We start from the raw sequence: 12681 nt of genomic DNA on the forward strand, positions 1-12681 counted from the left end.
AGATCGTGCGGGGAAGAGAAGGGGACGGCCCCTCCAGGCTGGGAGAGCGGGGGCCGGGTGGCGTGCTGCCCGACTTCGCGGATCTGGATCTGAGGACCCTGTCCCGTCAGTCATCGCATCCGGTGCTCGCCGCCGTGGCCAGCGGCCTGTTGCCCCGGATGCTGCGCGGCGAACCCGCGATGGCCTTCTACGAGGACGGCCCCTACCAACTGTGACCGCCCTGTGGCCCCTTGAGAAACTCGACGTCGCGGCATTGCGGCGGTCCGGGTTGCGGGCCGTGCCGTTCCGGCAGTTCGTCCTCAAGGTCAACGGCCGCTGCAATCTCGCGTGCAGTTACTGCTACGTCTACGAGGGCGCCGACAGCAGCTGGCGGGACCGCCCCAACCGGGTCTCCCCCGCCGTCGTGGAACGCACCGCGACGCGGATCGCCGAGCACGCCGCCACCCACCGACTCACGTCCCTGCAGATCAACTTGCACGGCGGCGAGCCCCTGTTGGCCGGGGTGTCGAACCTCGTCGCCCAGGTCAACGCGGTGCGCGAGGCGGTCCGCGCCCGCTGTGGCCGAAGCTGCACTGTTGACGCCTCCGTCCAGACCAACGGCACGCTCCTCACCGAGCACGCGGTGGCCGAACTCGCCGACGCCGGCGTCCGGATCGGGGTGAGCCTGGACGGCGGCACCCCCTGGCTCAACCGGCACCGGCTCGACCACGCGGGCCGCTCCACGTGGGCGAAGACCGCGGCCGGGCTCCAGGTGCTGCGCGGCCGTCCGGAGGCGTACGCCGGGATCCTCAGCGTGATCGACCCGGACTCCGATCCCGCCGAGGTCTACTCGTCGTTGGCGGCGTTCGGGCCCCCTTCGATGGATCTGCTGCTGCCGCACGCCAACCACGCGTTCCCGCCCGCCGCGAAGGGCCCCCATCCCTACGGCGACTGGCTCGTCCGGCTCTTCGACCTGTGGTTCGACGCGGGTGAACGGGCCGTGCCCGTACGGCTGTTCCACGAGATCATCGCCCTGCTGCTCGGTGTGCCCTGCCGTGCCGAGGCGGTGGGCAACGCGCCCGTGGTCGCCGTCGTCGTCGACACCGACGGCACCATCGAGCAGGTCGACTCGCTGAAGACCGCGTATGCCGGTGCGCCCGCGACCGGATGCGACGTCTTCGACCACTCCTTCGACGACGTCCTGGACCATCCGGGCGTGGTGGCACGGCAGTTGGGCACCGACGCGCTCTCCCCCACCTGCCTCACCTGTCCGCTCGCGGAGGTGTGCGGGGGCGGCAACTACGCGCACCGCTACCGCCCGGTCGAGGGATTCCTCAATCCGTCCGTGTACTGCGCCGACCTGCACCTCCTCATCCCGCACATCGCCCGCCGGGTGCGCAGCGCCGCCGACGCCGACTTCCCGCGCGGGCCGATCGACGCCCGTTGACCCCAACGCTGTTGATGGCACGCCAGAATTGGGGATGGTAAGGGGAGTATTCCGGCTCTCCAACGGGGGAAGTGCGCATGGCGATCGTGACAAGGGCGGCCGCGGACGGCCAGGACCACCAGGTGCCGATCTACGTGGAGGTCGACACCGCGCCGCCGCCCGGCGGCCTGGCAGGCATGTACGACGGGGTCGACACCCGGGAGAACGCCGCCGAGCGCGTGCTGGCGGTGGCCCGGGACGTCTACGGCGACGGCCTGGAACTGGCCCGGCGCTGCGCCCGGCAGGCGGCGGCCCGGCTCCACGACCTCGGTGACGGGCTGACCCCCGACGAGGTGGAACTGCAGCTGTCCATCAAGCTCGACGCCGAACTCGGCGCGTTCCTGGTGAAGTCGGGGGCCGAGGCGCAGCTCCAGGTGACCTTCCGCTGGACACCGGGCAGCACGTCGTGACGGGTGCGGTCGACGGCTCGGACGTGCACATCCTGCCGTACAGCCATGTGGTCGGGCAGGCCGAGCTGAAGCTCGCGCTCGAACTCAACTACGTCGCGCCGCGCATCGGCGGTGTCCTCATCAGCGGGCAGCGCGGCACCGCCAAGTCCACGGTGGTGCGGGCCTTCTCGCTGCTGACCGGGGGCGAGCTGCCGGTCACCCTGCCGATCAACGCGACCGACGACCGGGTGCTGGGCGGCTGGGAGCTGGACGCGCTGATGCGGGGCGAGGCGCGGACCCAGCCGGGGCTGCTGGAGGAGGCCGGCGAGAAGGGGATGCTGTACATCGACGAGGTCAACCTGCTGGACGACCACATCGTCAACATCATCCTGGACGTCGTCTCCACCGGCGTGCTGTCCGTGCAGCGCGAGGCCATCGACACGGTACGGAACATCGCCTTCGGTCTGGTCGGCACGATGAATCCCGAAGAGGGCGGTCTGCGGCCGCAGTTGCTCGACCGGTTCGGTCTGATGGTCGCCGTGTCCGAGCTGGACCAGGAGCAGCGCCGGGCCATGGTGCTGGCCGTGCTCCGCTTCGACGACGCGGCCGGTACGGACTCCCCCTGGCTGGCCGAAGGACTCGACCGGGACCGGGAGTTGCGCGAGCGCCTCGACCGGGCCCGGGACGGTGTGCAGGACGTGCGGCTCAGCGAGGACATCGCGAAGCTGTGCGCCGATGTCGCCACCCGGCTGCGGGCGGTGGGCCATCGCGGCGAGGTCGTCACCGCCTGGGCCGCCCGCGCGCTGGCCGCCTTCGAGGAGGCGGACGCCGTGACCGCCGACCATGTGCGCCGGGTGGTCCCGCTGTCCCTGCGGCACCGGCGGCCGGAGGCGGCGCACGGCGGACCGGTCGAGTGGACGGCGGAGGAGTCGGAGCTGCTCGACGGGCTGCTGGGATGAGCGCGCCCGCCGATGCCCGCCCGGTCGGACCCCGCCAGCGCCTGTTACAGGTCCTGGCCTGCTCCGCGCTGGGCCCCGGCCTCGACGGGGTGCTCCTGTTCGACCTGGAGCCGGAGATGGTCGCCCCGGTCACGGACGCGTTCGCCGGCCTGCTCCAGCTCCGCGAGCAGCGTCCCGTACGGCGGACGACGCTCGGCTCGGTCACCGGCGACGACGAACTGTGGCTGCGCCCGACGCTGCGCCACGACGGCAACGGCGTCAACTTCTCTTTGGCACCGGGCCCGTTGGTGGACAACACCCCCGACTCCGCGATGGTCGTCGTGGTCCCCGATCTGGTCCGCCTCAGCCTCCCGGGCATGCGAGCGGCCGTACAACTCCTGGGCGCCGACGTGGCAGCGGTCGAGCGGTCGGGCTTCCGGGCCCGCTGGCGCCCCCGCGCCCGCTGGCTGGCCGCCTGCCAGGAGGCGGAGATCGGCCGCCTCTCCCCCCACCTCCTGGACCGCTTCCCGATCCGCCTCAACGCGGCCGGTCTACGGCGGACCAGCAGCGGCCCCGACCGGGTGCTCGACGCGCTCGACGGCCGTGAACCCGAGCCGGGCCTGGGCGAGTTGCCACCGTCCTGGCGCGGCGCGCTCACGGCCCGGACACGTCCGGCGTGCACACTGACCGAGGAAGCGGCGGCGCACGCGGTGGGTCTGTTCCGCGGGGACACGAGCGGTCGACGGGCGATCGGACTGGCCCGCCTGGCCCGCGTACTGGCCGTGGTGAACGGCGCCGAGACCTGCGGCCCCGACCGCGTCGACGAGGCCGCCCGCCTGCTGGGGGTGGCCGCGCCCCTGACGTCCCCGACGGGCAACGGCCGCTCCACCAACGGCACTTCTCTCGCCACCGGCAACGACACCGACGGCCGGCCACCGCCACCCGAGCAGCCGAAGCCGGACCCGGCCCCCGAGGAATCCGGCCCGGCAGGTCAGCCGGGCGGTGCGATGGCACTCCCCGCCGGGCCGGCCGAGGCCCTGGACACCTTCACGGCCGACACGGGAGAGGGTCCGGGCTCGCCCTTCCCGGAGGACGACGCACGGTTCCTACGGGAGTTCGCTCCCCTGCGCATCCCCTGGCAGCGCCGTCCGGAGCCGAGTTCCGCACGCGGCCCGGTGATAGGCGTCCGGTCCGCGACCACTCTCCGGGACCTGGCCGTCGTAGCCACCGTCGTCGAGGCGGCCAAGCACCAGAACCTGCCCGGCCGCCGCACGCTGCGCGCGAACGGGGACGGCCAACTGGTCGTCCTGCCGGGCGACTTCCGCAGCTACGCCCGCCTCCCGGTGGCCGAACGCATGCTGGTGCTCCTCCTCGACCACACCTGCCGACGGGGCTGGGACTGGCAACCGGCGCTGGCCCCCTACCTCCAGTGGGCCTACACGGGACGAGCCTCGGTCTGCCTGGTGGAGGTGGGCAGCAAGGACGCGGCCCACGAACTGCGGGCCGACCACTTCATCGCCCGCAGTGTCCTTGACCCGAGGGTCGGCGGCGCCCTGCACCGCCGACCCGGCCGCAGCAGCCCCCTCGCCCACGGCCTCACCCTCACCGACCAGCTCCTGCGCCGAGCCTTCCAACAACGCTCCAACCTGGTCGAGGCCTGGCTCGTGGTCGTCTCCGACGGCCGAGGCAACGTCCCCTTGGACGCCAGCGCGGGCGGCCGGCTCCAGGCCCCGGTCCGCCGCACAGGCATCGACGACGCGATCACGGCCGCCGCCCGCATCGGCGCGATGGGCCGCATGCGCCTGCACTCCGTGGTGATCGACGCGGCCCGCCAGCCCCACCCCGACCTACCGTTCCTCCTGGCGGACGCGCTGGGCGGAGTAACGGTCGCGGGCCGCACGACGCGGGGAGTACCACATGCCCGTTGAACCTGTCCTCCCTCATCGCCCCAAAGGTCAGCGCCCCAAAGAGGCGCGGGGAACTGCGCGACCAGCCACAACGCACCCGCAGCCGAACAACGACCTCACACCGGGGGTGACGAATGCCCGCTGACCCTCCCGGCCCCCGGCCCCTGGGCGGAGCCGTCCCCCTGGGTCCCGGCACCCCCGCCCGCAGGCCAGAGCCCGAGGCCCTCGCCGCCCCCCGCACCGCAGGCATACCCGAACACGTCGCCGACCCGTACGAACCCGTACCGCTGGCCGCGACCCCGGTAGACCCGAACGCCCAACTCCCTGTCGGATTCGCAAAGTTGGCAGTAAACCGGGCTTACGACGAACGAGGGCAGGAGGTGTTCTGGCTGACAGGCCACAGCGGCGACCTAGAACTGTCCCTCGACTCGGACGACACCCGCCTACGACCCAGCGGACTCGCCCTCAACAACCTCCGCCCCGACGGCTTCCCACCCACCGAGATCTTCCGCGCGGTAGCCGAATGGTCCGGCCACCAAGAGGACGTCGTGCGCTGGATCAACGAACTCCGCGCCCGCTTCGGCTCCGACCTGCACCTGGTCATCTGGGACGACACCGACTACGACATCCCCTGGGAGATGCTCCGCCTCACCGGCGGCCGCGACCACGGCGTCGACGACGGCATCCTCGGCGCCCTGGTGACCGTCGTGCGCTGGACCACCATCCGCGAGGCCGGCCGCACCCCGTTCAAGGAACCCGCGGTCTGCTCGGGTCATGTGCTGGGCTACTACGCGGAGGAGATGCGCCGCGACGCCACGGTGTTCGAGAACTTCGAGCACATCGGCCACTTCGGCACCACCCGCACCTTCCTCACCGAACTCGCCCGCCCGGGCCTCGGCGCCGGCCTCGTCTACATGGGCTGCCACGCCACGCACGGCCCGAACCTGTACAAGCTCAAGCTGGGCACGGTCACCTGGAACGAGCTCAACGGCCTGGACATGTCCGCGCTGGACGGCCGCCGCACCCTGGTGTGCCTGAACGCCTGCCACTCCGCCCGGTTCGTGAACAACCGCCCGCTCGGCGAGAACGCCCTGCGCGGCTTCGCCGAACTCTTCCTCCGCAAGGGGGCGGGCGGTTGCATCGCCACCTCCGGCAAGGTCGGCGACGACGTGGCGCACACACTGATCCGCGATCTGGTCGGACGGCTCTGCGCCGACCCCGAACTCCCGGTGGCGCGGGCGCTGCGCGACTTCCGGGCCGCGGCCGTGGCCCGGCTGCCCGACCCACTGCCGTTCGTCTACGGCGACGACGACACGTTCAACAACGAGGGTCAGTTGGAGATGCTGCCGATCCTCTACAGCTTCATGTTCCTCTACTTCGGACACCCCTTGACCACGCTCCGGCTCAGCGTCCGGGCGCAGGAGGCGAGGACATGAGCGGCGATCCCGCTGCGTTGATGATCGAACCCCTCGTGGGCTGGCCCCGCAGGGCCCAGGCGGGGCAGAGCTATCTCGTCACCGTCGACCTCAACGGCCCGGCGGCGCCCGAGGACTGGCCGTACGAGGAGGAGGAGTTCGACTTCGGCGTCGCTCTGGACGGCTCCCGCCGGTTCGTGTGCGAGGCCCTGAACGAACCCAGCGTCGTCCTGCACCGCTTCGGCGGCACCTACGGCCCGGCCCGTTTCGTGATCAAGGCGAGCCGGGCGCCGGGGCCGGGCACGATCTGGCTGACCATCAGCAACCGCTGGGGGGTTCCGGTCCGAACCGTCGAGCTGCCCAGCGAGATCGTCGCGGACGCCGTCGTAGGACAGGGGCATGTCGTCGTGCCGACGCTGAACGGCGCGACCACCACCCTGCCGGCCGAGCACACCGTCCCCGGGCAGCGCGGCGGACGGCGTCCGGTGTCCGGTGTCTGGTCGCCGCACCACATCACGATCAGCTACGCCGGCACCGACCGCGCGTGGGCCGTGTGGACGGCACGGCAGCTGGAGCGGCACGGCTGCCAGACGTTCCTGCTGCGCTGGGACCCGCCTCCCGGGGTACCGCTGACCCGGCTGCTGGCCGACCTCCTCGCCGCCCCCGGCCGGGTGCTGCTGCTGCTCGACGAGGAGTACCTGCGGCTCGGGCAGCGCACGGAACTCGAATGGGGCGAGGCGCTGGGCTCGGTGGTCACCGCGGACCCCGACCGGTTCGCGGCCGTGGACCTCTCCGCGCGCACCCTGCCGGCGGCGACCGCCGTGCTGGGCCCGGTCGGTCTGCGCGAGCTGGACCCGGCCGAGGCGCTGCGCCGACTGCTGGCCACCCTCGACCTGCAGGGCGCCCGGCCGGAGCCCGAGGACGAGTCCGTCGCCCCCCGCTTCCCGGACGCGCCGCCCGCGGTCTGGAACGTACCGCGCCGCAACTTCCGCTTCACCGGCCGCGACACGGTCCTGGAGGAACTCCGCGCCCTCTTCGAGAACGGCCCGGCCACGGGCGCCCGGGTCGCCCTGCGCGGCATCTCGGGCGTCGGCAAGAGCCAGATCGCCATCGAGTACGCGCACCGGTTCGCCAACGAGTACGACGTGGTCTGGTGGATCAGCGCGAGCTTCCGCGCCACGGCCCGCCAGCAGTTCGCCGACCTCGCCGAACCGCTCGGCCTCGCCGACAGCAGCGCCCTGCCCGAGCGGGTCCGCGCGGTCCGCGAGGCGCTGCGCACCGGCCGCCCGCACCGCCGCTGGCTGCTCGTCCTCGACAGCGCCGACGACCTGGAACAGGTCTACGACCTTCTCCCCGAGGCCGGCGGCCATGTCGCGGTGACGACCGTGACACAGGGCTGGACGGCGTCCGGCGGGGTCGCGGAGGTCCAGGTGGAGCGCTTCACCCGGGCGGAGAGCATCAGTTACGCCCGCCGGCACGTGGAGCGGCTCACCGAGGAGGAGGCCGACCAACTCGCCGACGCCGTCGAGGACTTCCCGCTGCTGCTGGCCCAGACGGCGGCCTGGCTGGACGCCAACCGGATGTCGGCGGCCGAGTACATCGGGCTGCTGCGCCGGGCCGACGCCGACGAGATCGGCATCCAGACCCTGCCGGACTACCCGATCGGCTTCCAGACCAGCTGGGCCCTCACCCTCGACTCCCTGGAGCAGGACAGCCCGGAGGCGACCGAACTCCTGCGCCTGTTCGCCATGTTCTCCCCCGGCTCGATCCCCGTACGCCAGCTCCAGCGGGCCCGTCCCGGCGATCTCCCCACGCTGCTGGCCGAGTTGGCCGCCGACCCGGCCCACTGGCTGGGCGCGCTGCGTCGCCTCTCGGAGTCGACTGCCGTACGGATGGACTACGTTCAGCCCTCCGACAGCGTCGGCTATGTGGACAGCGTGGAGATGCACCGCCTCTACCACCGCTTCCTGCGCCGCACCCTCACCCCCGGCGAGCGCGACGAACTCTCGGCGGTCGCCTGCCGGGTACTGGTCTCGGCGGACCCCCGGTCGCCGTCCGAGGTCGCCAACTGGCCTGTGTACGCGGAGCTGTTGCCGCATCTGCACCCGTCCGGCGCCCTGGAGAGTTCCGAGGAGGCGGTGCGTGACCTGGTGCTCAACTGCATCGAGTACCTGCGGCTGCGCGACGAGGAGAGCACCGGACTCACCCTCTGCGAACAGGTCCTGGCCCGCTGGCGGATCAGGCTCGCGCCCACCCACCCGTCGATGCTGGTCCTGGTCCACCAGCACGCCAACATGCTGCGCCGGTGCGGCCGTTACCGCGAGGCGGAGGCCGTGGGCAGGTCCGTCGTCGAGCAACTCGCCGAGGAGCGGCCCTCCGACGACCTCGACCTCCTGCGGGCCGAGGCGGGCCTCGGCGGCTCCCTGATGGCACTCGGCCTCTTCAGGGAGGCCCACCAGCTCTTCGAGGAGGTCTGGCGGGCCTACGACGTCCTCGACGGCCCGGAGGCCCCCCGCACCCAGGCCTGCCTCAACAACCTCGGCGTCGCCCTCGGCCTCCTCGGCCGCTACCAGCAAGCGGCCGACGTACACGCCCAACTCCTGCTGCTACGAAGGGAGTCGTTCGGTTCAGACCATCAGTCGACGCTGCTCAGCGGCCTCACGTACGCCCGCTCGCTGCGTCTCCTGGGCCGCCACCAGGACGCCACCGCGCTCCAGGAGACCAACGCCCTGCTGCACCGGCAGACCATGGGCGACCACCACCCCCAGACCCTGGCCGCCCAGCACAACCAGGCGCTGTGCCTGCGTCGTTCGGGCGATGTCCCGGCCGCCGCCGACCTGCTGCGCAACCTGGTCGAACGGTGCCGGAACCTCCAGGGCGTCCGGCATCCGATGACCCTGATGGTGCAGGCCGACCACGCGTCCTTCCTGCGCTCGCACGGCGATCCCACCGAGTCCGCCGAGCTGACGGACGCGGTGGCCGACGGCTACCGGCATCTCCTCGGCGACGACCACCCGTACACCGTGGGCGTCCTCGGCAACCGCGGCCTGCTGCTGTGGCTCGCCGGCGACCGGGCCGCCGGGGCCCGGCTGATCGAGCAGGCGCTGCGGGGCATGACGAACGCGGTGGGCGCCGACCATCCGTGGACCCTGGGCTGCGCCCTGAACGCGGCGGCGGTCCGCCGACTGTCCGGACGGCCCGACGAGGCGGCCGAACTGCGCCGGGAGACCCTGCTGCGGGCCCGCGCCGCCGTCGGCCCCGACCACCCCCTCGTACGGGCCTGCGAGGACGCGCTGGCGACCGGAACGGAGGAACCACCCGGCTGGGACTTCGAGCCGCAGCCCATCTGAAGACGCCCTCCGAAGCCCCCGGCATCGCGTCCGAACTGCCTTTCCGGGCCCCAGCATTGGGGCCCGACCTGAGGGCGCTGTGCGCGACCTGTGAGTCCGCTGATTCTCATCGACCGTTCAGCGAAGCCACAGCAATGCCCTAGACGGGGACCGGAAAGTCACCGTCATGAACGAACAGAACGCGGGAGGCGTCCGGCAGCGCTCGGTCGAGATCGTGGTGCCGGTGTACAACGAGGCGCACGTCCTCGCCGGCAGCATCGGCCGTCTCCACGCATACCTCGAAACGTCCTTCCCGTTCCCGTTCACGATCACCGTGGCGGACAACGCGAGCACCGACGCCACCTGGCAGGAGGCGCTCGACCTCACCCAGCGGCTGCCGCACGTGCACGCCGTGCACCTCGACGCCAAGGGCCGGGGCCGCGCGCTGAAGCAGGTGTGGAGCCGGTCCGAGGCGGACGTGGTCGCGTACATGGACGTCGACCTGTCCACCGGCCTCGAAGGCTTCCTGCCCCTGGTCGCCCCGCTCCTGTCCGGCCACAGCGACGTGGCCATCGGCAGCCGACTGCACCGGCAGTCAGCCGTACAGCGCGGTGCCAAGCGCGAGTTCATCTCCCGCTCCTACAACCTCCTCCTCAAGGCAGGCCTCGCGGCCCGCTTCTCGGACGCGCAGTGCGGCTTCAAGGCCGTCCGCACCGAGGTGTTCCGGGCGCTCGCCCCGCACATCGAGGACACCGCCTGGTTCTTCGACACCGAGCTCCTCGTCCTCGCCCAGCGCAACAGGCTCCGTATCCACGAGGTCCCGGTCGACTGGATCGACGACCCCGACAGCCGCGTCGACATCGTCCGTACCGCCCTCGACGACCTCAAGGGCATGCGCCGCATGTTCAAGCAGACGATCACCGGCCGCGCCCGCATCGCCGCCGTACCCCACCGCACCCGCACCGCCATCCCTGTCCTGCCCGTCGGGGCGCCCGCCTCTTCCGCGGAACACCTGGAGTACGCGTCATGACGACCCTCGCCCCGCCCCCCAGTCAGGAAGACGCCCGGCGCTCGCACCGGGCGGGCCCGCCCGCCGACGGCGGCGTCGCCGCCCGTGCCAGAAGCCTCTTCACGGGCCCGGAGGACGACCCGCGCTGGGCCCGCCCCGCCCTGTGGGGCATCCTGCTCCTCGCCACGGCGCTCTACGCATGGAACCTGACCTCGATCACCGGCAACACCTTCTACGACGCGGCCGTCTACAGCGGCACCAAGAGCTGGAAGGCGTTCTTCTTCGGCGCGCTCGACTCCGGCAGCTTCATCACGGTCGACAAACCACCGTTCGCCCTCTGGGTGATGGGCCTCTCCGCCCGCGTGTTCGGTTACGGCACCTGGCAGTTGATGCTGCCGATGGTCGCGGCCGGCACCGGCTCGGTCGCTCTCCTGTACCGCCAGATCAAGCGGGACTTCGGTCCGATCGCGGGCACGATCTCCGCACTGGTCCTCACCCTCACCCCGATCACGGTCGCCATCACCCGCGACACCAACCCGGACCCGATCCTCGTCCTGCTGATGATGCTCGGCGCCGCGGCCCTCATGAAGGCCGTCCGCAACGGCAGGTTGATGCCGCTGGTGTGGTCGGCGGTCGCGATCGGCTTCGCGTTCAACACCAAGATGATGCAGGCGTACGTCGTGCTGCCCGTGTTCTTCCTCGTCTACCTCTGGGCGACGAACGTCTCCCTCGGCAAGCGCGTCCGCAACCTCGCCGTCGCCACCGTCGCGCTGGTCGTCTCCAGCGCCTGGTGGATGGTGATCGTCGACCTGATCCCCGCGTCCTCCCGCCCCTACATCGGCGGCTCCACCGACAACACGGTGTGGGACCTGGTCATCGGATACAACGGCTTCGGCCGGATCTTCGGTGCCGGCTCCTCGGTCGGCTCGCAGGGCAACGGGGCGAGTTTCGGCGGCGGTTCGGGCCTGTACCGGATGTTCAACGAGATCATGGGCGGCCAGATCTCCTGGCTGATCCCCTTCGCGGCGATCGCCCTCGTCGGCGGTCTCGTACTGCGCGGCCGGGCTCCCCGCACGGACGCCAAGCGCGCCGCGCTGATGCTCTGGGGCGGCTGGTTCGTCCTCCACTTCCTGACGTTCTCGCTCGCCGAGGGCACGTTCCACCCGTACTACGTCACCGCCATGGCGCCCGGTATCGCGGCCCTGGCCGGTGCGGGCGGGGTCCTGCTGTACCGCGCCTTCCGTGAGGGTTCGGCGGCGAAGTGGGCCTGGGTGCTGCCGGCGGCGATCGCGGCCGGCTCCGTCTGGGCGGTCGTCCTGCTCCAGCGGGTCTCCGGCTCCGGCACGGTGTACACGGTCGCGGAGATCGTGGTCGCCGTGGCTGGCGTGGCCTCCGTACTCGGCCTGCTGGTGGGGCGGTTCACCAGGCGCCACCGCCTGATGGGCTTCGCGGCGCTGGCCGCCATCGTCGCCCTGCTCGCCGGTCCCGCGGCCTACTCGGTCTCGGCGGCGACCTCCTCGACCAACGGCACCAACCCGACGGCCGGTCCCAGCACCGGTGGCGGCATGGGTGGCGGCGGTGGCGGCATGGGCGGCGCACCGGGCGGCAGTTCCAGCGGCACCAAGGGCAAGATGGGCAGCGCGCCGAGCGGTTCGGGCTCCGGTTCCGGCAAGATGGGCACGCCGCCGTCCGGTGGCACGGCTCCCTCGGGCACCGGCTCCTCGACCGGCAAGACCGGGACGACCGAGGCGGGCACCGAGTCGGGATCCACCTCCAGGTCCACGTCCGAGTCCGGTACGCAGCAGGCCGGTGGCGGTATGGGGGGCGGTTCGCAGGTCTCGTCCGAGATGATCGCCTACCTCAAGAAGCACCAGGACGGCGCGACTTGGCTGCTGGCGGTGTCCACCGACCAGACGGCGTCCTCGATCATCCTGGAGTCGGGTCAGCCCGTGATCTCCATGGGCGGCTGGTCCGGCAGCGACAACGCGATGACCCTCGCCAAGCTCAAGTCCCTGGTGAAGTCAGGCAAGTTGCACTACATCATCGTCAGCAGCGACGGCGGCCAGGGCACCAACTCCGCGATCGCGACCTGGGTCAAGGCCCACGGCACGGCAGTCAAGTCCTCGGCGTACAGCAGCAGTTCTTCGAGTTCCTCGACGAGCAGCGGCCTGTACCGCCTGGACGCCTCCGACGTCGGCTGATCCACTCCTCCGAACCACATCTCCCGAG

Annotated in this window: 9 protein-coding genes; all 9 read left to right on the forward strand. The window is 71.8% G+C overall.

The window, feature by feature from the left end:
* The first annotated feature begins 5 nt into the window (after positions 1-5).
* On the forward strand, positions 6-215 hold the full coding sequence (locus OG226_RS13430; protein ID WP_329349086.1) for a YxD-tail cyclophane-containing RiPP peptide: 210 nt from the start codon (positions 6-8) through the stop codon (positions 213-215).
* The gene (locus tag OG226_RS13435; protein ID WP_329349087.1) at positions 212-1426 is read left to right on the forward strand and encodes an FxsB family cyclophane-forming radical SAM/SPASM peptide maturase; all 1215 of its coding nucleotides are present in this window, start codon (positions 212-214) and stop codon (positions 1424-1426) included. The genes OG226_RS13430 and OG226_RS13435 overlap by 4 nt, the downstream gene beginning before the upstream one ends.
* Before the next feature lie 77 nt (positions 1427-1503).
* On the forward strand, positions 1504-1875 hold the full coding sequence (locus tag OG226_RS13440; RefSeq protein ID WP_328677357.1) for a CU044_2847 family protein: 372 nt from the start codon (positions 1504-1506) through the stop codon (positions 1873-1875).
* A complete protein-coding gene (locus tag OG226_RS13445; protein WP_329349088.1) occupies positions 1872-2813 on the forward strand; it encodes an AAA family ATPase in 942 nt (313 codons plus the stop codon). Before OG226_RS13440 ends, OG226_RS13445 begins: the two co-directional genes overlap by 4 nt.
* A complete protein-coding gene (locus OG226_RS13450; RefSeq protein ID WP_328677359.1) occupies positions 2810-4720 on the forward strand; it encodes a magnesium chelatase in 1911 nt (636 codons plus the stop codon). Before OG226_RS13445 ends, OG226_RS13450 begins: the two co-directional genes overlap by 4 nt.
* A 113-nt stretch (positions 4721-4833) precedes the next feature.
* Entirely contained in the window at positions 4834-6135 is a 1302-nt protein-coding gene (locus OG226_RS13455) for a CHAT domain-containing protein (RefSeq protein WP_329349089.1), read from the forward strand.
* Complete coding sequence (gene fxsT / locus OG226_RS13460) at positions 6132-9464, forward strand: FxSxx-COOH system tetratricopeptide repeat protein (RefSeq protein WP_329349090.1); 3333 nt, start codon at positions 6132-6134, stop codon at positions 9462-9464. Before OG226_RS13455 ends, fxsT begins: the two co-directional genes overlap by 4 nt.
* Positions 9465-9630: 166 nt before the next feature.
* The gene (locus tag OG226_RS13465; protein ID WP_328677362.1) at positions 9631-10473 is read left to right on the forward strand and encodes a dolichyl-phosphate beta-glucosyltransferase; all 843 of its coding nucleotides are present in this window, start codon (positions 9631-9633) and stop codon (positions 10471-10473) included.
* On the forward strand, positions 10470-12653 hold the full coding sequence (locus OG226_RS13470) for an ArnT family glycosyltransferase (protein ID WP_329349091.1): 2184 nt from the start codon (positions 10470-10472) through the stop codon (positions 12651-12653). Before OG226_RS13465 ends, OG226_RS13470 begins: the two co-directional genes overlap by 4 nt.
* Positions 12654-12681: the final 28 nt, after the last annotated feature.

The sequence above is a fragment of the Streptomyces sp. NBC_01261 genome (genome assembly GCF_036226385.1).
In the GTDB taxonomy this organism is placed as follows: Bacteria; Actinomycetota; Actinomycetes; order Streptomycetales; family Streptomycetaceae; genus Streptomyces.